Annotated in this window: 17 protein-coding genes; 4 read left to right on the top strand and 13 right to left on the bottom strand. The window is 58.7% G+C overall.

The annotated features are described in order from the left end of the window. Positions 1–11: 11 nt before the first annotated feature. Positions 12–860, bottom strand: coding sequence for a mechanosensitive ion channel family protein (locus AC1ME2_RS18295; RefSeq protein WP_480435723.1), 849 nt, complete (start codon positions 858–860; stop codon positions 12–14). Between the two features lie 12 nt (positions 861–872). Beyond that, positions 873–1,352: a YajQ family cyclic di-GMP-binding protein gene (locus AC1ME2_RS18290; RefSeq protein WP_219062239.1), complete on the bottom strand. Its 480-nt coding sequence runs from the start codon at positions 1,350–1,352 to the stop codon at positions 873–875. A 175-nt stretch (positions 1,353–1,527) separates the two neighbouring features. On the opposite strand from AC1ME2_RS18290, the gene AC1ME2_RS18285 reads away from it, so the two are divergent. From AC1ME2_RS18285 to AC1ME2_RS18275, 3 genes are all read left to right on the top strand, one after another. Next, positions 1,528–2,445 (top strand): putative 2-dehydropantoate 2-reductase, encoded by a 918-nt coding sequence (locus AC1ME2_RS18285; protein WP_480435722.1) that lies wholly within the window; start codon positions 1,528–1,530, stop codon positions 2,443–2,445. A gap of 79 nt (positions 2,446–2,524) precedes the next feature. Continuing rightward, a complete protein-coding gene (locus tag AC1ME2_RS18280) occupies positions 2,525–4,561 on the top strand; it encodes a sensor histidine kinase (RefSeq protein ID WP_480442205.1) in 2,037 nt (678 codons plus the stop codon). 2 nt (positions 4,562–4,563) lie between these two features. Then, positions 4,564–5,139, top strand: coding sequence for a cob(I)yrinic acid a,c-diamide adenosyltransferase (locus tag AC1ME2_RS18275; RefSeq protein WP_480435721.1), 576 nt, complete (start codon positions 4,564–4,566; stop codon positions 5,137–5,139). A gap of 73 nt (positions 5,140–5,212) precedes the next feature. On the opposite strand, the gene AC1ME2_RS18270 is transcribed toward AC1ME2_RS18275, so the two are convergent. The 4 genes from AC1ME2_RS18270 to secA all read right to left on the bottom strand — a co-directional run bounded on the left by AC1ME2_RS18270 (position 5,213) and on the right by secA (position 11,006). Beyond that, positions 5,213–6,157, bottom strand: a complete 945-nt coding sequence (locus AC1ME2_RS18270; protein ID WP_480435720.1) for a Nudix family hydrolase — start codon at positions 6,155–6,157, stop codon at positions 5,213–5,215. Beyond that, the gene (locus tag AC1ME2_RS18265) at positions 6,154–6,786 is read right to left on the bottom strand and encodes a glutathione S-transferase family protein (RefSeq protein ID WP_480435719.1); all 633 of its coding nucleotides are present in this window, start codon (positions 6,784–6,786) and stop codon (positions 6,154–6,156) included. Before AC1ME2_RS18265 ends, AC1ME2_RS18270 begins: the two co-directional genes overlap by 4 nt. A 141-nt stretch (positions 6,787–6,927) precedes the next feature. Continuing rightward, complete coding sequence (gene argJ, locus AC1ME2_RS18260) at positions 6,928–8,145, bottom strand: bifunctional glutamate N-acetyltransferase/amino-acid acetyltransferase ArgJ (protein ID WP_480435718.1); 1,218 nt, start codon at positions 8,143–8,145, stop codon at positions 6,928–6,930. Between the two features lie 125 nt (positions 8,146–8,270). Continuing rightward, the gene (secA, locus tag AC1ME2_RS18255; RefSeq protein WP_480435717.1) at positions 8,271–11,006 is read right to left on the bottom strand and encodes a preprotein translocase subunit SecA; all 2,736 of its coding nucleotides are present in this window, start codon (positions 11,004–11,006) and stop codon (positions 8,271–8,273) included. 306 nt (positions 11,007–11,312) lie between these two features. Here secA and AC1ME2_RS18250 point away from each other — a divergent pair, with 306 nt between their 5' ends. Then, entirely contained in the window at positions 11,313–11,768 is a 456-nt protein-coding gene (locus tag AC1ME2_RS18250; RefSeq protein ID WP_480435715.1) for a DUF721 domain-containing protein, read from the top strand. A gap of 79 nt (positions 11,769–11,847) precedes the next feature. On the opposite strand, the gene AC1ME2_RS18245 is transcribed toward AC1ME2_RS18250, so the two are convergent. From AC1ME2_RS18245 to tssI, 7 genes are read right to left on the bottom strand one after another with little or no spacing between them, the layout of a single operon-like run. Next, on the bottom strand, positions 11,848–12,984 hold the full coding sequence (locus AC1ME2_RS18245; RefSeq protein ID WP_480435714.1) for a hypothetical protein: 1,137 nt from the start codon (positions 12,982–12,984) through the stop codon (positions 11,848–11,850). Beyond that, the gene (locus tag AC1ME2_RS18240; RefSeq protein ID WP_480435713.1) at positions 12,977–13,675 is read right to left on the bottom strand and encodes a hypothetical protein; all 699 of its coding nucleotides are present in this window, start codon (positions 13,673–13,675) and stop codon (positions 12,977–12,979) included. The genes AC1ME2_RS18245 and AC1ME2_RS18240 overlap by 8 nt, the downstream gene beginning before the upstream one ends. 39 nt (positions 13,676–13,714) lie before the next feature. Continuing rightward, complete coding sequence (locus tag AC1ME2_RS18235; RefSeq protein WP_480435712.1) at positions 13,715–14,845, bottom strand: hypothetical protein; 1,131 nt, start codon at positions 14,843–14,845, stop codon at positions 13,715–13,717. Further along, positions 14,838–15,398: a hypothetical protein gene (locus tag AC1ME2_RS18230; protein ID WP_480435711.1), complete on the bottom strand. Its 561-nt coding sequence runs from the start codon at positions 15,396–15,398 to the stop codon at positions 14,838–14,840. Before AC1ME2_RS18230 ends, AC1ME2_RS18235 begins: the two co-directional genes overlap by 8 nt. A gap of 13 nt (positions 15,399–15,411) precedes the next feature. After that, the gene (locus AC1ME2_RS18225) at positions 15,412–18,378 is read right to left on the bottom strand and encodes a toxin VasX (RefSeq protein WP_480435710.1); all 2,967 of its coding nucleotides are present in this window, start codon (positions 18,376–18,378) and stop codon (positions 15,412–15,414) included. Continuing rightward, positions 18,375–19,268: a DUF4123 domain-containing protein gene (locus AC1ME2_RS18220; RefSeq protein WP_480435709.1), complete on the bottom strand. Its 894-nt coding sequence runs from the start codon at positions 19,266–19,268 to the stop codon at positions 18,375–18,377. The genes AC1ME2_RS18225 and AC1ME2_RS18220 overlap by 4 nt, the downstream gene beginning before the upstream one ends. After that, a complete protein-coding gene (gene tssI / locus AC1ME2_RS18215; RefSeq protein ID WP_480435708.1) occupies positions 19,265–21,277 on the bottom strand; it encodes a type VI secretion system tip protein TssI/VgrG in 2,013 nt (670 codons plus the stop codon). The genes AC1ME2_RS18220 and tssI overlap by 4 nt, the downstream gene beginning before the upstream one ends. Positions 21,278–21,459: the final 182 nt, after the last annotated feature.

The following is a 21,459-nucleotide window of genomic DNA, read 5'->3' as shown; positions in this document are numbered from 1 at the left end:
GCAGTGCCAGCTTATTTTTCTACTGCTTCCTGCATCACGCGGACCATGCGCGATGGCGTAGGAATATCGATGTTGGCGGCCTTCAAGAGGTCTCGTGCCTCAACATTGAAATACGAAACCATATCGCCATAGTCGCCGGTCTTGGTCCAGACCCGTAGCGACAGGGTAATGGCATTTTCGCCCAGCGCCGTGACCACCGCTTGTGGCGCAGGGGTCTGTAACACGCGAGGATCCTGAGCCATCTCCAGCAGCACTTGCAGGGCTTGTTTGAGGTTGGCGTCGTGATCCACACCGATATCGAACACCACCTTGCGGGTCGGCTGACGGTTGGTGTTGGTGTTGGTGATGATGCCATTGGACAGAATGCCGTTGGGCACGATCACCGTCTTGTTGTCACCGGTGCGCAGGACGGTATGAAAAATCAGGATATTGTCGACCGTACCGCTAATGTTTTGGGCTTCGATCCAGTCACCGATGCGGAACGGACGGAACAGCAAAATCAGCACGCCACCGGCGAAGTTCGCAAGGCTGCCTTGCAAGGCCAGACCGATGGCCAGACCTGCGGCACCAATGGCGGCCACGAACGAGGTGGTTTCAATACCGATCATCGACGCGACGCTAACGATCAGCAATACCTTGAGAATGATGTTCGCCAGGCTGCCGATGAAGCCCTGCAAGGCCAGATCGGCATTGCGCAGCGCCAAGAGCCCCCCCAGCCTACGGGTCACTGTGTTGATCACCCACCAGCCGATGCCAAGGGTGACCACTGCCAGTAGCACGCGGCTGCCGTATTGCAAGAACAGCGGAATCCAGGCTTCAGAGAGCTTCTGCAGATGACTGACTTGAGCATTCAAATCCATTTACGCCTCCTTTTAATCGCGGAAATTGTTGAACTGTAAGGGCATGCCAAACTCATGACCACGCAGCACGGCCATCGCTTCTTGCAGGTCATCACGTTTCTTGCCGGTCACACGAACTTGCTCGCCCTGAATGGCTGCCTGCACTTTTAGCTTGGCGTCTTTGATATGAGCGACGATTTTCTTCGCCATCTCTTTATCAATGCCTTCCTTAAGGGTGGCTTCCTGTTTCATCAATTTGCCGGACGCATAAGCATCCTTGAGTTCAAGGCATTGCACATCAATCTTGCGTTTGACCAGGCACAGCTTGAGGATTTCGACCATGGCCTCGAGTTGGAAGTCTGCCTCGGCGGTCAGGTTCACGGTCAATTCCTTGAACTCGAATGTGCCTTTGCCTTTAAGGTCGTACCGACGATCCAGCTCTTTGATGGCATTGTCGACGGCATTAGTGACTTCGTGTTTATCCAGTTCGGACACTACGTCGAACGAGGGCATGTAATTTCTCCAGATAAACGGCGCGGCTCAACATGAAGATGGAGCACGCCTGACTTGACGGTATGAATGCGCCGTCATTATAACGGGACTTTCCCCACCGTCGCTGCGAGCCTGCCATGCTGAATTCCAATTCCTTCATTCAACGGCCCATCAAACCCTCGCCAGTGAATGGCTGATGGCTGTTATCTGGCATGTTTTAGGCGCCGGCAGCCTCGGCAGCCTATGGGCAACCCGGTTGGCGCGAGCAGGACTGCCGGTGCGGCTGATCTTGCGCGACCCCGCGCGCCTGGCGGCTTACGAGGCCGCTGGCGGTTTGACCTTGGTCGAGCAAAGCCACAGCTACCCTATGGCCATCCCCGCACAAACATTCGACGCCGCCGAACCCATTGAACGCCTGCTGGTGGCGTGTAAAGCCTATGACGCAGAAGAGGCTGTCGCCCGTCTGGCCCCGCGCTTGAGCGCCAATGCCGAATTGATCCTGTTGCAAAACGGTCTCGGCAGTCAGGATGCAGTCGCAGCAAAGGTGCCACAGGCCCGCTGTATAATTGCGTCGAGTACCGAGGGCGCTTTTCGTGACGGCGACTGGCGCGTGGTATTTGCCGGCCATGGCTACACATGGCTCGGCGATGCAAGCGATCCAACGCCGCCGACCTGGCTAGATGAGCTAGACACCAGCGGCATCCCTCATCAATGGACCCCGGACATCCTCACCCGACTCTGGCGCAAGCTGGCGCTGAACTGCGCGATCAACCCGCTGACCGTACTCCATGACTGCCGTAACGGTGGGCTGCACGTACACAGCTGCGAAGTCGCGACACTGTGCGCGGAATTGAGTGACCTGCTCAATTGCTGCGGTGAGCCCGCCGCCGCCGACGATTTGCACAGTGAGGTCGAGCGAGTGATTCAGGCGACGGCAGCCAACTACTCTTCGATGTACCAGGACGTCGCCCACGGCCGACGAACCGAAATCAGCTATTTGTTGGGCCATGCCTGCGCGGTGGCGGCGCGTCATCAGTGCTCGCTGCCACACCTGACTCAACTGCAAGCTCGTTTGATCGCCCATTTGCAATCACGCGGCTTGCGCACCGACTAGATTACGCTGCAGCCACGATTGCTCAGTGCGTGAACAGCGCGTTACCCTGCTGACTCCTCAATCGCATGTGATTCGCCCGATGCCATTGCGCCAGCGCCTAGAAAACCTACCGGTGGGCCAGAAGCTTCTGGCAGCCTTGCTGGTCTTGTTGACCACCGTATTGTTGGTGGCCAACCTGACCTTTATCAGTGCCGCTTACTACATTTCCCAGGAAAGCATGGCGCCACAGGCCTTGCAGACCATTGGCCGGCTGATCAGCAGCCCCAGTCTCACCCAAGAGGCCTTGACCTCGACGACCAACGCCCAAGCCTTGCTCAAGGAACTCAATAGCTACACCCCATTGCGTGCGGCAGCGCTGTACGACAACAACGGCGACCGTTTGGCGCAGGTACAGCAGGGAGAAAAACTCAAGCTACCCGACCGCTACAAGAACGTAGAAGGCTGGCGCCTGACCGAGTTTCGCAGCACCCAACTGATTAATATCCCCAAAGCGGGACAAGCACCGGGCCATTTGTTGCTGGTGGCCAGCAGCGAGCTGCCGATGGCGTTTTATACCGGCACGTTCACCGCCAGCTTGGGGATTCTGGTGTTCAGCGTGCTGCTATGGCTAATCGTTGCCCGGCAGATTCGACGCCTGATCACCGAGCCGATCTATCAGCTTGAAGAGTTGTCGCGTCAGGTCACCCGTGAGGAGAATTATGCGTTGCGCGCCAAGCGGGGCAATGACGATGAAATCGGTAGCCTGGCTGAAGCCTTCAATACCATGCTCTCGCGCATTGAAGCCCGGGAACAGCAACTCAAGCGCGCACGGGACGACTCTCAAGAGGCCTATGACCAGGCGCAGGGCCTGGCAGAAGAAACCCGTCACACCAACCGCAAGCTTGAGCTCGAAGTCCAGGTGCGCAGCAAGATCGAGAAGAAACTCACCGGTTTTCAAAACTACCTCAACAGCATCATCGACTCGATGCCGTCGGCGCTGATCGCGCTCGACGAACAGTTGTATGTCACGCAGTGGAATCAGGAGGCCAGCGCCCTCTCCGGCACGCCGCTGGATGAAGCCCTCAATCAACCGATTTTTCTCGCCTTTGAGCCCATGAAGGCTTTCCTGCCGAAAATCAAACAAACGGTCGAGCGGCACACCGTCACCAAGATAGAGCGGGTGACCTGGGTCAAAGATGAAGTGCCCCACCATTACGCATTGACCTTCTACCCCCTGATGGGCAGCGCAGGCCGTGGTGTGGTGATTCGGATTGATGACATCACCCAGCGGCTGTCGCTGGAGGACATGATGGTGCAGTCAGAAAAGATGCTATCAGTCGGCGGCCTTGCAGCCGGCATGGCCCACGAAATCAACAACCCTTTAGGTGCAATCCTGCATAACGTGCAGAACATTCGCCGACGCCTGTCGCCGGATCTGGCAAAAAACATTGAACAGGCCGAACAGAGCGGCATCGATCTGGCGACGGTCAACCAATACCTGCAAAGCCGTGAAGTGCCGAAACTGCTCGACGGCATCCAGCAGGCCGGCGCCCGCGCAGCCAAAATCGTCAGCCACATGCTCAGTTTCAGCCGCCTCAGCAACCGACAGATGGCGCCCTGCGACTTGCCCGCCCTGATTGATCAGGCCGTAGAGATCGCCAGTAACGACTTTGACCTGACCATCGGCTTCGACTTCAAGGGTCAGGCCATCACCCGCCAGTTCGACCCCAACCTTGGCCCCGTACCCGGCACAGCGAACGAACTGGAGCAGGTGCTGCTCAATTTACTGAAAAACGCCGCTCAGGCCATTCACCAGCGGGCAAGTGATGCCGAACCGGGGCGCATCACCCTGCGTACTCGCCTAAACCCGCCGTGGGCGGAGATTCAGGTAGAGGACAATGGCATCGGTATGCCTGAGAGTGTACGAAAGCGCACCTTCGAGCCGTTTTTCACCACCAAGGAAATCGGTCAGGGCACAGGGCTCGGGCTGTCTGTGTCGTATTTCATCATCACCAACAACCACAAAGGCCAGATGGAAGTGCAATCGTCCCCTGGCCAGGGCACCTGCTTCACACTACGCCTGCCGTTGGCTGGCAACATGCTCAACGCGCAGGAGCCGCCTTTTTCGGAGTTATAAGTATGGGCTTTCGCCTGTCAAAAATTTACACGCGCACTGGCGACAAAGGCGAAACCGGCCTCGGTGATGGCCGCCGCGTACCCAAAGACCACCCGCGTATCGAGGCCATTGGCGAGGTCGATACATTGAACAGCCAAGTGGGCGTGTTGCTCGCAGGGCTGGCCGAGCAGACCGAGCGTTATCCGGGCTTGGGCGAGTTGATCGAAGTGCTTGAACCTTGCCAGCATCGCTTGTTCGATCTGGGTGGCGAACTGGCAATGCCAGTGTATCAAGCGCTCGACAACGCTGAAATCGAACGACTGGAAGCCGCCATCGACTTGTGGAACGAAGAGCTGGGACCGCTGGAAAACTTCATTCTGCCGGGTGGTTCGGCGTTGATTGCTCAGGCCCACGTTTGTCGCAGCCTGGCACGCAGCGCCGAACGCCGCTGCCAACACCTCAATGCCATCGAACCCCTGGCCGGGGTTGGCCTGGCCTACATCAACCGACTGTCAGACCTGCTGTTCGTTGCAGCGCGCTTGATTGCCAAGCGCCAGGGAATTGCCGAGATTCTTTGGCAGGCTGCGCCGAAGCCCTAAATGACGGCGTCTGTGTCGACGCCTTCGCGAATAAATTCGCTCCCACGCAGGCTGTGGGGGCGAATGAAACTCGTCAGACCTCAGGCCAAAACGCTCGAATCCCTGCCACCCCTTGCGCGCCGCTTTCCCAGGCACGCTGGCGATCATTGACACCCACACCACCGAGCAGAAACACGGGTTTGCTGAAGCCCGCGATCAACTGCGTTGCCTGCTCCCAGCCCAGCGGCAGAGCGTCTGGGTGGGTGAGTGTGGCTTGCACCGGAGACAGGGTGACGAAATCCACACCCATCTGTTCGGCCAGCGCCAATTCCTCAGCGTTATGACAGGAAGCCGCCAACCAGCGTTCCGCAGGGAACGGTCGACCTGCGCTGGCGAGTTTGCGCAACTGTGCCGCTGTCAGGTGCCAGCCAGCCGCAGGGAAGTCACCCAGCCACTCTAGCGGCCCTTTGAGCATCAGCTGTGCCTTGCCTGCGCACAGCCCGACAGCATCCACGGCCAAGTCGCGGTATTGCGGGTCGTACCCGTTCGGCGAGCGCAGTTGCACAAGCTTGATACCCCCGGCGATCGCCTTTTGCAAACCGCGCAGCAGTTCAGGCGTTTCCAGCCCCTCAGGGGTGATCAGGTACTCGCCAGGCAAGCGTGCTGCCGAGACGATAGGCTGATTGGCTGCCGGAAAGTCGTAATCTGCCAGCTCGCGCGTAGACACCCACGCCAATGGCTGGCCCTCGGCGCCATGCGGCTCACCGGTGAATGCCGACACTTCCCAGACATCCAGCAACACCTGCTTGTCCGGGTAGTCGTGTTGAACCTTGATCAGCGGGCGAGTGGTGACCACAACAATACCCAGCTCTTCCAACAGCTCACGCGCCAGCGCCGCTTCGACCGTTTCACCGGCCTCGACCTTGCCACCAGGGAACTCCCACAAACCGCCCTGGTGCTGAGTACCCGCACGTCGCGCGATAAGGATTTTGCCGTCGTTGCCACGGATCACTGCCGCTGCTACATGAACTCGTTTCACCGCACCACTTCCTCTAGACCTGCTTTCTGCCAGCGCTGAAAGGCAGGCCATTGGTAAATTGTTTCAACATACGCCGCAGCCTCGGCGGGCAATGCCACGCGATAGGTCCGCAGGCGCACTGCAACCGGGGCGAAAAACGCATCCGCCGCGCTCAGTTTACCAAACAGGCAAGGACCACTCTCAACGGCCGCTGCACGGCATTCAGCCCACAGCGCAACAATCCGGTCGATATCGGCCCGAGCGTCAGCAGGGATCACGTCCAGCGCCCCATCACGCCGCAGGTCGAACCCCATGTGCGTGCGCAAGCCCATGAACCCGCTGTGCATCTGCGCGCAGGCGGAACGCGCCTGGGCCCGAGCGGCGATATCCTGCGGCCAGAGACCGGCGTCGGGAAAACGCTCGGCCAGGTATTCAATAATCGCCAGAGAATCCGCGATAGTGCCGTGTTCGGTTTTCAGGAGTGGCACTTTGCCGGTCGGCGAATGTTCAAGCGCCCGCTGCCGACTGTCTGGCTGATTAAGCCAGATCACTTGTTCGGTATAGGGCGCGCCGATCATGTCCAGCGCCAGCGCAGGGCGCAGGGACCAGGAAGAAAAGCGTTTGTCGCCGATAATCAGATGCAAGCTCATGTTCGGGACTCTCCAGGAGGTCGGATAGGTCACGTCAAGTGGGAGCGAATTCATTCGCGAAAAATGCTAGGCGGTACGTCAGGCATACCGCCTTCGCGAATAAATTCGCTCCCACAAAATCAGCTGAAGTGCGGGTCCAAATTACGTACGGTATTCCGCGTTGATCTTCACATATTCGTGCGACAGGTCGGTGGTCCAGATGGTTTCGCGGCATTCACCACGGCCCAGCTCGATGCGGATGGTGATTTCAGCTTCAGCCATGACCGCCGAACCCTGCTCTTCGGTGTAGGTGGTCGCACGGCAACCTTTGCTGGCGATGCACACGGTGCCGAGGAAGACGTCGATCTTGCTGACGTCCAGGTCCGGCACACCAGCGCGACCCACAGCGGCGAGGATACGGCCCCAGTTGGGATCGGAGGCAAACAAGGCCGTCTTGATCAATGGCGAATGCGCGACGGCGTAAGCAACGTCCAGGCATTCTTGATGATTGCCGCCACCGTTGACTTCGACAGTGACAAACTTGGTTGCGCCCTCGCCATCACGGACGATGGCCTGAGCCACGTCCATGCACACTTCGAACACTGCTTGTTTAAGCGCGGCGAACAACGGACCTTTGGCCTCGGTGATCTCCGGCAGTGCGGCCTTGCCCGTTGCGATCAGCATGCAGCAGTCGTTGGTCGAGGTGTCGCCGTCGATGGTGATGCGGTTGAACGACTTGTTCGCCCCGTCACGCAGCAGGTCCTGCAACACGCTCTGCGCAACCTTGGCGTCAGTGGCGATGTAGCCAAGCATGGTCGCCATATTAGGACGAATCATGCCAGCGCCTTTGCTGATGCCGGTGACGGTAATCGTCACGCCTTCGTGCTGGAACTGACGACTCGCACCCTTGGGCAGGGTGTCGGTGGTCATGATCCCGGTCGCCGCAGCGGCCCAGTTATCCACAGACAGGTCGTCGAGGGCGGCTTGCAGCGCGCCTTCGATTTTCTCCACGGGCAACGGTTCACCGATCACGCCGGTGGAATAAGGCAGTACGGCATGGGCGTCGACACCCGCCAACTCCGCGAGTTTGGCGCAGGTACGCGCGGCTGCGACCAGCCCTGGCTCACCGGTACCCGCGTTGGCATTACCGGTGTTTGTCAGCAAATAACGCACGGGGCCTTGTACACGCTGCTTGGCCAGAATCACTGGCGCTGCGCAGAACGCGTTCAGCGTGAACACACCCGCCACACGAGAACCTTCGGCGCAGCGCATGACCACCACGTCCTTGCGCCCTGGGCGCTTGATACCCGCAGAGGCAATGCCAAGTTCAAAACCAGGAACCGGGTGCAACGTCGGCAAAGGACCAAGACCAACAGCCATGAAGTGCGCTCCTTGAAAGCTATCTGCGCCGCCCGTATCGGTACGGCTCAATCGATGGAAAAACGCCGCGACGGCTAGGCCGGTCGCGGCGCGGGGTATCTCAGGTTAACAACGCCTGGCTGAACTTAGTTGATCTGGCCGTGGCAGTGCTTGAATTTTTTGCCTGAACCACACCAGCATAATTCGTTGCGACCCAACTTCTGATCGTTGCGAACCGGTACGGCTGCGACAGCAACGTCGCCCTCCTCCAGCAGCGCTTCGGGCTGATCCAGACCGGGTGCGTCAGCGTGCTCGAACTGCATGCGCTGAGCCAGTTCCTCGGCGTCTTGACGCAGACGGGCTTCTTCTTCGGCAGGATCTTCGCGGCGAACCTGAACGTGGGACAGCACACGGATAGTGTCGCGTTTGATCGAATCGAGCAGTTCCTGGAACAGCGCGAAGGACTCGCGTTTGTATTCCTGTTTCGGGTTCTTCTGCGCATAACCACGCAGGTGAATCCCGTGACGCAGATGGTCCATGGTCGACAGGTGGTCTTTCCACAGGTCGTCAAGGACACGCAACAGAATCTGCTTCTCGAACGAACGCAGCGCTTCGGCACTGGCTTGTTCTTCTTTATCGTTGTAAGCCGCCAGCAGTTCGTGCAGGAGCTTCTCGCGCAGGGTTTCTTCGTACAGATGATCGTCTTCGTCGAGCCACTGCTGGATCGGTAGCTGAACGCCGAAATCGCTGTTCAGCGCCGCTTCCAGACCCGCGACATCCCACTGCTCTGGCAGCGACTGTGGCGGAATGTGCTGGCTGACAAGGCTGTTAAGCACGTCCAGGCGGAAGTCAGCGATGGTGTCACCAATGTTGGTCGCAGCCAGCAGGCTGTTACGCATGTGGTAAATCACTTTACGCTGTTCGTTGGAGACGTCATCGAACTCGAGCAGTTGCTTGCGAATGTCGAAGTTACGGCCTTCGACTTTACGCTGCGCTTTTTCGATCGCGTTGGTCACCATGCGGTGTTCGATCGCTTCGCCGGACTGCATGCCCAGCGCTTTCATGAAGTTTTTCACCCGATCAGAGGCAAAAATACGCATCAGGCTGTCTTCCAGCGACAGATAGAAACGGCTGGAGCCTGTATCGCCCTGACGACCGGCACGACCGCGCAGCTGGTTATCGATACGGCGCGATTCATGACGCTCGGAAGCAATCACATGCAGGCCGCCCGCTTCGATCACTTGCTGATGGCGTTTCTGCCAGTCGGCTTTGATCTGAGCGATCTGCTCAGGGGTCGGCTCTTCCAGGGCCGCGACTTCCACTTCCCAGTTGCCGCCCAACAGAATGTCGGTACCACGACCGGCCATGTTGGTGGCGATGGTCAGCGCACCCGGACGACCGGCCTGCGCGATGATTTCGGCTTCTTTTTCGTGATACTTGGCGTTCAGAACCTTGTGATCGATGCCTTCCTTGATCAACAGGTTGGACATGTGCTCGGAGGTTTCGATGGTTGCCGTACCCACCAGTACCGGACGACCCTGGATCAGGCATTCTTTGATATCGGTGACGATGGCGGCGTACTTCTCTTCGGCCGTCAGGTAGACCAGGTCGTTGAAGTCTTTACGCGCCAGCGGCTTGTTCGGCGGAATGACCGTTACCGCCAAGCTGTAGATCTGATGGAACTCGAACGCCTCGGTATCGGCCGTACCGGTCATGCCGGACAGCTTGTTGTACAGGCGGAAATAGTTCTGGAAGGTGGTCGATGCCAGGGTCTGGCTCTCGGCCTGAATATTCAGGACTTCCTTCGCTTCGATGGCCTGGTGCAGGCCTTCGGACAGACGACGACCCGGCATGGTACGCCCGGTGTGTTCGTCAACCAGCAGAACCTGCCCATCCTGAACGATGTACTCGACGTTGCGGTGGAACAGCTTATGCGCACGCAAACCGGCATAAACGTGGGTCAACAGGCCCAGGTTATGGGCCGAGTACAGGCTTTCACCAACGGCCAGCAGACCTACGTCAGTCAGCATCTCTTCGATGAACTGGTGACCGGCTTCGTTCAGTTCGACCTGACGGGTTTTCTCGTCAACGGTGAAGTGCCCGGCCTTGGTAACGACGCCTTCCACTTCCTCGATGTGTTGCTCGAGTTTAGGGATCAGCTTATTGATTTCGGTGTACAGCTTGGAACTGTCTTCAGCCTGTCCGGAAATGATCAGCGGCGTACGCGCTTCGTCGATCAGGATCGAGTCGACTTCGTCGATTACAGCGAAGTTAAGCTCGCGCTGGAACTTGTCTTCCATGCTGAAAGCCATGTTGTCGCGCAGGTAATCGAAACCGAATTCGTTGTTGGTGCCGTAGGTGATATCCGACGCATAAGCAGCACGCTTCTCTTCCGGCGGCTGGAAAGGCGTGACAACGCCGACGGTCAGACCGAGGAATTCATACAGCGGACGCATCCAGTTGGCGTCACGACGAGCCAGGTAGTCGTTCACGGTAATAACGTGCACGCCCTTACCGGACAGCGCGTTCAGGTAAACCGCCAGTGTTGCCACCAGGGTCTTGCCTTCACCGGTACGCATTTCAGCGATCATGCCTTCGTGCAGGGCCGTGCCGCCAATCAACTGGACGTCGAAGTGGCGCATACCCATGACACGCTTGCCAGCTTCGCGGGCAACAGCAAATGCTTCAGGCAGCAGTTGATCGAGGGTTTCACCTTTGGCTAAACGGGCCTTGAACTCTTCGGTCTTGGCACGCAATTGCTCGTCCGAAAGGGCCACCATTTGCTCTTCGAAGGCATTGACGGTTATGACCGTCTTGAGCATGCGTTTGACTTCACGCTCGTTCTTGCTTCCAAAAAGTTTCTTTAACAAAGGCGCAAACATATCGACAGGATCTTCCACACATAGGGATGGAGGGCGGCCCCGTGAGTCGCCCGTGCAGCCCTCATGGCCGCATGCGAACGAGCATTCTACCCGGAAACGCTGGTGAGGAAAGTGGCGTTATTCCACGATGCCGACACAGTGCTCTAACGGGGCAGCTTTACAATAGGGCCGTTTTTCTGGACTTCAACCCATCAAGGGGTGAAGTGACTCATTGAATTTGCCGATAAAAGCACGAAAAACCCATCTAACGCAGCCGTGCGGGCGCTTTCTGCTAACATGGCCGCTCTGTAACTCAAGGTGTCCCAAATGGCATTTCGTCCCCTCTCGGCAAGGGCGCCGGCCGTCTTGCTCCGCGAAGCGAAGCCGCTTAAAGCCATATTCCACCACGCTCAACGCCTGGCGCATTTACAGCGCCTGCTCGAAACCCAGCTGCAACCGGCCGCTCGTGAACACTGCCACGTCGCTTCATGGCGCGAAGGCAGCCTGCTGCTGATCGTGACCGACGGTCACTGGGCCACGCGCCTGCGCTATCAACAGAAGCGCCTGCAACGCCAACTGGTCGCGTTTGAAGAGTTCGCCAGCCTGACGCGCATCCTGTTCAAAGTGCAACCGCCAACCGTCCAGCAGGGCGCAACAGGACATACCATCCATCTGTCGGCCATCGCCGCAGAAAGCATCCAGGCCACGGCAGAGGGTATTACCGACCCCAATCTGCGTGCCGCGCTGGAGCGGTTGGCGAGTCATGGCAAGCCCAAGGGTTGAGGTAAATCCTCTACCGATGCAGGACGTAGACTTATTTTCGTGAGACCGCGTGGGGCACTTGCTCACTGACGACCGTCCATCATGCGCTGCGCTTCCCCGACTTCTCGGCGCGATAAACCTCGGCAAAAATCTCCGTGATCGTGCGTTGCGGATGATGTGTATGCAGCGCCCGGACCTGAGCGCTCATCCGCAGCAGCTCGGGGCTGGGCTTGGCCCATTGCTCTTTGGGCAGCGGCTCCGACCAGTCGCGCATGGCCTCTGGCAGCGCTTGACGAGCCATGCGTTTGACTCGACCCACCTCCCACTCGGTCAGGTAAAACGGCAAGGTCCAGAAGGTCATGACGTGGAACAAGTACCAGAAGAAGCCATAGACCCAGCCGCGCTGTTTGTCACGAATCTCTTGGTGCATGCGAGCGCGGGCGTTGCGGAAGGTGTGCAGGCCTTCGTGGGGCGGGTCGTCGGGGCCTTGCAGGTCTAGGGGGTCGGTGATTTCTTTCAGGGTGTGGACTTCGTACTCCATGTAGGCGCGGATGGCCTCCCAGTTGCTGATGGCGATGGGCAGTGCGGGGCAGACGAACTCCAAGGTAAAACGCTCGCCGCTGGCCTCATGGTAAAAACCCACGCCCATGCCGTATTGACGTTGGACGCCGTATTGATTGGCGCCCTGGGCTTGAATCACCCAGGCGGTGACCGATTCCCAAGGCACGATTACGGGTTCGCTTTCGTCGTTGGGGACGAAACAGACTTCACGGCGTTGACGGTTGAAACGCGTGGGGATGATTTCTTCGTATTTGTTGTGGACGTAGAACCAGATAAGGAGGGTGATGGCGAGAGCAAAAAGTGTGACCCCCACCGTCATTCCCCAGCCAGCGCGGTGCGTTCCAGCGATCACTTCCCAAGCTTCTGACGAGCTATAGCCGACCGAAAGACCTATCAACCCCAAGATTAGCGGCAACACAAAACTGGCCAAGACAAAAAAATTAAATGGGAGGCCTAAGTTGGTCTGCCATGAGAAAGCCCCCGGCCACCCCAATCCAAAATCCAAATACACATCGTTAAGCTCCCCCACATAAGGACATTGCGGCGGCAATTGTGTAGGCAACGGCAGCGGAGCCAGGTAGGTAATACGACCGCTGGGAAACGGTTCCACATCACCCGCCTGCTTGGGTTGCTGAAGCTGCGGTTCGGGCAGGGTTATTTCAGGCGCCTTACGCATCAGCGCCCTCCAGCGTCAGCGGATCGACCGTGAATAACTTCGCCGTATCGTATCGGGGCTCAAAGGGCGCCACCGGGAAAACACCTTCGCCATTAGGGTCCAGCCGCAGGTGGTAGAGATGCGTCTGGGCCTCACCCTCGCTGTCGTAGGTGTGCACGGCAACAGCCAGGACCAGTGCGGCCTTGGCCACGGTCGAGGGTCTCTCCCATTCATCCGGGTAATCCAGCCGAAGTATCAATGGCGCGGACTGCACCACCCGCAAACTGGCAATCACCCGCTCACTGACGATGGCCCATTGATCGCTGTCGAAGCCGCGGTCCCATTGGGCGGTGATAATCCGGTAAGCGGCGAGGCTCAGGCGATGAGTGGGCCTATCCGACAGCGGTGTTCGCAGGTTGGCGAGACTGAGGCCGGGCAGTGTCAGATGAATGCTGCCGGGGCTGGCTTGCAACAGCATGTCTTGCCAGCGGTCGCTGTGGAATTTAGGACCGACCTGTACCTGTGGCACCTGCAACAGCCAAGTCAGTTTTCGTTGATATTCGCCGAGGCTCAAAAATTGACGTTTGTTACCGTCCAGGCTCCATGGGGTGCTTTCCAGCCATTGATCATGGGGCGAGGTGTTGTAGCGGTTGTAGAGCCAGGTGCCACCCAGCTCAGGTTCGCGCAGGGTTATTTCAGGGGCCTTACTCATCAGCGCCCTCCAGTGTCAGCGGGTCGGTACGACTGCCCATCATGCGCTGCGCTTCCCCGATTTCTCGGCTCGATAAACCTCGGCAAAAATATCCGGGATCGGGCGTTGTGGATTGCGTTTATGCAACGCCCGAACCTGCGCGCTCATGCTCAGCAATTCGGGACTGGGCTTGGCCCATTGCGCTTGAGGCAGCGGCTCCGACCAGTCGCGCATGGTCTCTGGCAGCGCTTGACGAGCCATGCGCTTGACCCGGCCGACTTCCCACTCGGTCAGGTGAAACGGCAAGGTCCAGAAGGTCATGACGTGAAACAGGTACCAGAAGAAGCCATAGACCCAGCCGCGTTGCTTGTCGCGAATCTCCTGATGCAGGCGAGCGCGGGCGTTGCGGAAGGTGTGCAGGCCTTCGTGCGGCGGGTCGTCGGGGCCTTGTAAGTCTAGGGGGTCGGTGATCTCTTTCAGGGTGTGGACTTCGTACTCCATGTACGCGCGGATGGCTTCCCAGTTGCTGATGGCGATGGGCAGTGCGGCGCAGGAAAATTCGACGCTGACCACCCGATCGTTATAGAAAAAGCCCAACCCCATGCCGTACTGACGCTGCACACCGTATTGATTGGCGCCTTGAGCTTCTATGACCCAGGCCGAGAGGGACTCCCACTGAACGAAAACCGGCACTTCAGCATCCTCGGGCATGAAGCACACTTCACGGCGTTGACGGTTGAAACGGGTGGGAATGACTTCTTCGTATTTGTTGTGCATGTAGAACCAGATGATGAGGTAAGTGGCAAATGCCAAAAGACTGATTCCCACAGTCATTCCCCAGCCTACTCGGTGCGTTCCAACGATCACCTCCCAAACCTCGGGCAACTCAGCGCCCATCGACATAACTATCAACCCACCAATCAGCGGCAACAGAAAACTGGCCGCGACAAAAAAATTAAATGGGCCACCCAAGGTAACCTGCCATGAAAAGGCCTGTGGCGAACCCAGCCCAAAGTCCAAATAAACATCATTGAGTTCCCCAACGGCAGGACAACACGGCGGCAATTGCGTGGGCAGCGGCAGCGGAGCCAAGTAGGTGACGCGACCGCTGGGAAACGGCTCCACATCACCCGCCTGTTTGGGTTGCTGAAGCTGCGGTTCTTGCAGGGTAATTTCAGGCGCCTTACTCATCAGCGCCCTCCAGTGTCAGCGGGTCGACCGTGAACAACTTCGCCGTATCGTATCGGGGCTCAAAGGGCGCCACCGGGAAAACACCTTCGCCATTAGGGTCCAGCCGCAGGTGGTAGAGATGCGTCTGGGCCTCACCCTCGCTGTCGTAGGTTTGCACGGCAACAGCCAGGACCAGTGCGGCCTTGGCCACGGTCGAGGGTCTCTCCCATTCATCCGGGTAATCCAGCCGAAGTATCAATGGCGCGGACTGCACCACCCGCAAACTGGCAATCACCCGCTCACTGACGATGGCCCATTGGTCGCTGTCAAACCCGCGCTCCCACTGGGCGGTTATGATCCGATACGCGGCGATGCTCAGGCGATGAGAGGGCGTATCCGACAGAGGTGTTCGCAAGTTGGCGAGACTGAGGCCGGGCAGTGTTAGATGGATCGCGCCGCGCGGCGCTTGGCGCAGCATGTCTTGCCAGCGGTCGCTGTGGAATTTAGGACCGACCTGTACCTGTGGCACCTGCAACAGCCACGTCAACTTTCGTTGATATTCGCCGAGGCTCAAAAATTGACGTTTGTTACCGTCCAGGCTCCATGGGGTGCTTTCCAGCCATTGTGTGGCGGTTGTAGAGCCAGGTGCCACCCAGTTCAACGACGGTGAAAAACGCGCCGGCCAGATTGACGCGAAAGAACACTGTCGACATCCGTACTCCAGCGGCGGCCCAAGCCGCAGTACGTGCCGCGCGGTCCCTAGCGATCAGAATTTTGTATGCCGAATATCCGACGTGCCCGAAATCATAAAAATGACTGACTAGCTGCCCCCCAGCACCCACCATGGCCAACGTCGCGCTGTTTTGAAGGGTACGGTTGCCGCTACGCACAGCCTGCTGCCAATTGCTATGGTGTGCATTGAGGCTAGCGCCGGTTGCAAAAATCCCAAAGAGTGAACCAAACACTCCCAATCCAACATGCATCTTGCCCAACTGCACATGCACGTTATTCAAAGCATGCCGCTGGAAAACGCTCGCCAGCGCGGCAGCCCTAGCCGTCAAGGCAGTGTCAAAAATCCCACGAACCGCCGTAAACCCAGAAGTGGCAGTAGCTGTAAGGGCAACAACAAATGAACGAAACGCCTCATCGCTCCACGTCTGCGCCCTAGCCTCCCTCCCCACCACTATCAAGTTCACCATCTGCGCCACAAACACCAGCACCCCCACCCCATCGCCCAGCACATTCAGCTTCGGTGCAGTCTGTATCCCCTGGCGCACATTGCCCATCAAGTGCCCCAACTCGCGCTGTTGCGCAGGCGGGAACAGCAAGGTCACGCCCGCCTTGCCCTGCGCGGCGCCGTATAGCCTTACGGATTCATGGGGCAGTTCGGGGATGGGGCTGATGGCTTTGGCCAGGCGCGCCTCTATCGTGTCCAGTGTCCCGCGAATTTGGTAGATTTCGGCCTGCAATTTTTTCGCTTCGGGCTCTTTGTGGTCCCTGCGACGGATGATCTGGTTGCGTTCATGGGTGATCCACTTGAGTTGTCGACGCTGCTCAAGCACTTCTTTGAGGTCGTTCTGCAAGGCGGTTTGTTCGGCCGGGGTGGCGAAGGTGAAGGTCGCGCCTTCGCGTTTTGCGGCTTCGAGAATTCGCCCCGGCAGGGCTTTGGGCAGGTTGCGGAACAGGTGGTCCAGGTCCGGCATCTGTTCGCGTTGAATACCCTGGATGAATGCGCTTTGAATCCGTTCCATTCCGCGACTCAGGGCTGGCGCCAAGGTATCGCGCGCGCCTTCAGCGACCACGCGAACGTTGTCGGGCAACTGATCGAGGGCCGGGAGTTTGCCCTGGGTGATCCGTTGCCACTCGCCGATCCAGTGCGGCAGATTATTGAGTAGCGCATAGCCGACGTTGACCAGCGTGGCGTACTGGGTGGTCAGTTGGCTTTGTTCGCTCAACGGCAAGGTATGCAGGAGCGGCAGGCCGAACTGCGGATTTTTCTCCAGCCACTCGAGCATCGCTTGGCTGGACGTGTCGCTGCGGCAGATGTCTTTCAGGCAGGCATATTCGGCGCTGAACGCCGCCAGTTGCTGCGCGGCCTGTTGCGCATCGAAATACCAGGCGGCGCGATGGAAGCGGTCGGCAGCGACCAACGCCACCCGGTCTTCGCTGATGAGGTCGAGCAAGGGATTCCAGCGCGCCAGATTTGCCCTGTGCTCAGCCAGCACGTGATCCATGGCCGCGCGGTCGATCAGCTCATTGACGCCGCGCTGCCCGATTTTCGCACCTGCGAGCACGTCCTTGATGCGTTGGTTCTGCTCTTTGCCCAACTGGACCAGCGCCTTGAGGTGGCGCTCGACAAAATCGTCCGGCGCTGGCCGCATGAACTGGCGAGTGTGATAGCGCCAGTCAACATCCTGAAGGATTACGACCTTGATCGACCCCAAGGCGAGGCTGCCGAAAAAACCTTGCTCCTTGCGAAACTGATCAAGCGCTTCCTCACGCTGCTCCAGCAAGGCCTCGGGGGGATCGGCTTTTTGACTGGAAACGGCCTGTCCGCTGTTATTCAAATGATCGAGTAATGCGCGCCCGGCATGGTTGCGCTGTGGTGACGGCAGGTCATCCAGGTCCTGAAGCATGGCCTTGATCGCCGGATCATCACTGGCATTGGCCAGTCCCGTCAGGTTGCTTTCATTGAGCAGGGTCAGGGATTCGATGTAACAGGCCAGCAAGTAATCGCGCTCGTTGGCGTTCTGCTGCGCGCCACCCTCGGCCCACCCCTCGATCCAGCCGACCACCGCGTCTTGATAGTTGGCCAGATCGGTCAATACGCCGATATCGTCGTGCACCACCAGACACAGTGTGTCGTGTTGGTAAAGCGGCAGCACGCGCTTTAGTAATTCGCCGACATGCGCCTCGCGAAAGCGTTTGGGGGTTTCCCACAGATAAGGCATGCGTTCCTTCGCCGGCAAGTCGGCATCGGGCAGGAGCGCATCATCTTCAGCCAATTCAGCCAGCCAGCGCTCGGTCTGCTGCAAGGTGAGCAGGTCCTTGCCACCGGTTTCGCAATTGACGTTGGCGAGCCCGACAGCCTGCATGAAGTGCGCGCGCTCGTCGGCGTCGTTCAACATCCGGTTGCATTGGGCGGCGGTCCATTGCACGTCGGCAAAACTGACATGCAGGGTGCTGCTCCTGGCAAATACCAAGGCCGGTTCCGCGCTCTGCGGTTCGCGTTGGTCGCTGCTGACCTCGGCACCTTGCCAGAGCAACGCGCTGATGACGCCTTCGAGAACGCGGTATTCGTGCAGCTCGCGGGTCGCGCTGTCGATGATGTACAGCCAGCCGTCGCGCAACAGGCGCACGCCCAACGGCCGGCTTTTCAGCGCATAAGGCAGCGTCAATTCGGTCGCCGGATCAGCGCGCTCGACCAGACCGTAACGCAACGGAAGTAACTGCACCTTGGGCTGGCGCAAGGGGCACATGCCGTAGCCGAGGACATCGCTTTTGGATTCGGCGGCGGCAGCGAGGTTGGGGTCTTTGCGGCGATTTTGGGTCATGGGCGGTCCTTGTCTGCCGAGTGGGCCGAAGCCCAGGCGCTTGCCAGTTGGGCGGCTGCGGCGATGCGAACACTGGGTGTCTGAGCCGAGGGGGTGCTCAGCAGCCGCGCAATCTGTGGGTGTTGTTCCAGGGGCGACGATCCCAGCCACGCGAAAATGTTGGCGTAATACGTCAGGTCGGACTGGCTGGTGAACCCCTGCGCGTAGGCGGTGCGGACCTGTCGGTCGAGCGCAGGCCAACGCTCCGGCAACGGCCTGACACGGCAGTCGGGAAAATACGCTAGCAGGTGCGCATCGAGCTCCAGTGTGGCTCGACGCAAGTCGACGGCATCCAGCGCGGCATTCTGTTCGGTGCTCAACTCATACCGCTTTGGCAAGTCGGCAGGCGTCGTCAGCGCACGCGTGTGCCGATGCCAACCTCCCGTGACGCGGTCAGGAATAACCCAGGTATGAATCGGCCCGAACAAACGCTCGTCGCGGCCTTGCGCGCCGATCAAGGCGTGCGCCACCGCTGGATCAGCCAGACGCAACATCACCTCGGGCCCCTCAACGACGTGTACTGTCAGCAGTTTGCGCAGATGCTTCGTCAGTCGATTAAGCGGTTCTCGGGTGAACAGCAACGAGCCCCACTCCTGCGCGGCATGTTCGAGGTAGAACTGAAACGCCGGATCGTCGGGCTGCCCGATGGCCACCAACAAGGGGGAAATATCGCTGATGGCGTTGAAACGCGTTTCCTTGTACAGCGGGATTTTGAGGATGCCGGGCGCGCACGCCGCCAGCCTGAGGGGTAAGTCGGGTACCGCTGCGCCATCGAGCAGCAGCACGGCCTGTCCCTGATCCCAAGGCAGGTCCTGAGGCAGGTCCTGAGAAAGTGCAGTGAGCGTATTCATGCTTTCGCAGCCTCTTCACAGAGCACGCAGCGCGATCGATGCTCAACGACCAGGTTATGTTTCTGATCGCCCGGCAGAACGTCGCGCACCAACACAGGCACCTCGCCGGGCGCCAACGGCATCGCGGGCGTGCCTGGCACTGGCGCGCCACCGACCTGAATCGGCGTGCTGCTGAAAATCCCCGCCGGATTGATGACGATGTGTTGGCCGTTGACCGACAAACTTAAGGTGAGGCCGCCATCGATGACGATGTTGTCGCCGGTGATATGGATTTCTTGGCCGGCAGACATCAATAAGTCGCCACCGACGCGGGTGTGGCTGCCGCCTGCAACTTGAAGATGATCGTCGGCGAGCAACTGCACCTTGCGAGCACCGGTGACAGTGGCGTTTTCCTCGGCCTTGAGCACAGTGGTGCTGTTGCCTTTGATGGTTTCCAGACGTTCGTTGCCGATTTCGATTCGGCTGTCGTTCTGGATCAACTGCTCCATGTCGCGCTGGGCGCGGAGGTAGATCCGTTCCGCCCCGCTTTTATCTTCAAGCTGTAACTCGTTGAAGCCTGAATTTCCCCCGGTGCTTTTACTGCGTAAAACGGTTTTAGTTTTGTTTTCAGGCAGGCTGTAGGGCACCGCCTTGGTGTTATTGCTCAGGCACCCGACCACAATCGGCTTGCAGGCATGCCCTTCTTCAAAGGCCACCAATACTTCCATGCCCACGCGCGGAATGGTAACGGCGCCATACCCGGCACCGGCCCAACTGGAGGCCACCCGCACCCAGCAACTGGTGCTCTCGCTTTCTTCGCTGCGGTCCCAGTGAAAACGGACTTTTACCCGCCCGTATTGATCGCAGTGGATTTCCTCTTGGGCTGGGCCGGTCACCACGGCGGTTTGCATGCCTTGAATCTTCGGGATCGGATGCTTGAGGGGCGGTCGAAACTGCACCGCCTCCCGGAGGGCGATGAACTCATTGCGGTAACCCTGAGTGATTCGACCGAGCGCCACCGGCTCGTCACTGACCGCGTACTCTTCAAGCACGTGGGGGGCCCTGCCATCATGAAAAACCCACGTCGGCAGCCAGACCACGTTCCAACCCGGCTCCGGGTGCTCTTCTAGCTGTAACGGCGTACCACTGCGCAATGCAGGCTGGTTGCTCTGACCTTGGGCCAGTTCAGCATCGCCGCGAAGTCGCTCCAGTGCCCGTCGCGTTCGCACCTGTCCTTCGTGCGCGGTATCAAATTCTCCGGGGTAGATGTACGCCTCAAGGTTGGGAAATACCTTGGAGTCCCGGTCCTCTTCTAGCGAGATGTGCGCGTTTTTGAAGTCGTAATCGCGGTGGGTGACACGGCTGGAACGGGCGCTCAGGCAGACGCCGAACGCCTGGATCACCGGATGCTCGGAAGCCATGCCGTTGATCGGTCGAAACGGCATCGCCACGGTGGGATTGCCCGCGTGATAGAACTCGGTTTCCTGATCGGCGAAGATCAGTTGGTGCCCTTCCGGGGTGTGCTTGAAGTAATAGAAGTAGCCTTCGGCCTCGCACAAACGGCTGACAAAGTGCAGGTCGGATTCTTCGTACTGAACGCAATACTCATGCGGGACCGGCTTCTCCGGGCCGATGTTGAAGTGCACGTGCAAGCCGTTCAGCAAGCCATGCCCTTCGAGTACGTCGCGGATGATGGCTTCAGTGGTCAGGTTCTGGAAAATCCGCCGATTGCTTGAGTGCTGCAAATAGCTCAGAAACGGCACCATGACCAGTTGGTAATGGCTCAGCCGGGTGCCCACTTTGCCTTTCTGGATGGAGTAGAGATGGCCGTGCAGCCCCTGATCGCCAAAGGCCAGGTAGGCTTCTTTATGCAGCAGGCTTTCCAGCTCGCGGGGCGGTCGTTCGGTGACCACATCGACGGTAATTTCGAAGCACTCGCTGATGGCTTCTTCGCCCGAAAAGGCTAAAACGAGCAACTCGTGGTCCTGGTTCCCTTTGATGCTGAGCGTGAACGTTGGGGTAATGGACATCGCCGTTCTTCCTGTCGGAGTGAACGGTAATTTTGGGTAGATGAGCCGACCAAAGGTATCCCGTACCGCCGACAAACCTAGTAGGAGACGTCGCGCAATTTAGTGGGATTGTTCTTGCATCCCCCGGCAATCATCAAAAAACCATAAAAAAAGGCCACCCGAAGGTGGCCTTAAAACATAAA

The organism is Pseudomonas sp. ASL9 (assembly GCF_056680335.1).
The sequence above is the reverse complement of the archived record's forward strand: the minus strand, read 5'-3'. Positions and strand labels throughout refer to the sequence as shown.

Excerpts from the sequence above, each read along its gene's own strand:
- secA (WP_480435717.1), bottom strand. The coding sequence starts at position 11,006 with ATGTTTGCGCCTTTGTTAAAGAAACTTTTTGGAAGCAAGAACGAGCGT.
- AC1ME2_RS18280 (WP_480442205.1), top strand. The coding sequence starts at position 2,525 with ATGCCATTGCGCCAGCGCCTAGAAAACCTACCGGTGGGCCAGAAGCTT.
- AC1ME2_RS18225 (WP_480435710.1), bottom strand. The coding sequence starts at position 18,378 with ATGACCCAAAATCGCCGCAAAGACCCCAACCTCGCTGCCGCCGCCGAA.
- argJ (WP_480435718.1), bottom strand. The coding sequence starts at position 8,145 with ATGGCTGTTGGTCTTGGTCCTTTGCCGACGTTGCACCCGGTTCCTGGT.
- AC1ME2_RS18235 (WP_480435712.1), bottom strand. The coding sequence starts at position 14,845 with ATGAGTAAGGCGCCTGAAATTACCCTGCAAGAACCGCAGCTTCAGCAA.
- tssI (WP_480435708.1), bottom strand. The coding sequence starts at position 21,277 with ATGTCCATTACCCCAACGTTCACGCTCAGCATCAAAGGGAACCAGGAC.
- AC1ME2_RS18265 (WP_480435719.1), bottom strand. The coding sequence starts at position 6,786 with ATGAGCTTGCATCTGATTATCGGCGACAAACGCTTTTCTTCCTGGTCC.
- AC1ME2_RS18290 (WP_219062239.1), bottom strand. The coding sequence starts at position 1,352 with ATGCCCTCGTTCGACGTAGTGTCCGAACTGGATAAACACGAAGTCACT.
- AC1ME2_RS18285 (WP_480435722.1), top strand. The coding sequence starts at position 1,528 with ATGGCTGTTATCTGGCATGTTTTAGGCGCCGGCAGCCTCGGCAGCCTA.
- AC1ME2_RS18220 (WP_480435709.1), bottom strand. The coding sequence starts at position 19,268 with ATGAATACGCTCACTGCACTTTCTCAGGACCTGCCTCAGGACCTGCCT.
- AC1ME2_RS18295 (WP_480435723.1), bottom strand. The coding sequence starts at position 860 with ATGGATTTGAATGCTCAAGTCAGTCATCTGCAGAAGCTCTCTGAAGCC.
- AC1ME2_RS18245 (WP_480435714.1), bottom strand. The coding sequence starts at position 12,984 with ATGCGTAAGGCGCCTGAAATAACCCTGCCCGAACCGCAGCTTCAGCAA.
- AC1ME2_RS18275 (WP_480435721.1), top strand. The coding sequence starts at position 4,564 with ATGGGCTTTCGCCTGTCAAAAATTTACACGCGCACTGGCGACAAAGGC.
- AC1ME2_RS18240 (WP_480435713.1), bottom strand. The coding sequence starts at position 13,675 with ATGAGTAAGGCCCCTGAAATAACCCTGCGCGAACCTGAGCTGGGTGGC.
- AC1ME2_RS18250 (WP_480435715.1), top strand. The coding sequence starts at position 11,313 with ATGGCATTTCGTCCCCTCTCGGCAAGGGCGCCGGCCGTCTTGCTCCGC.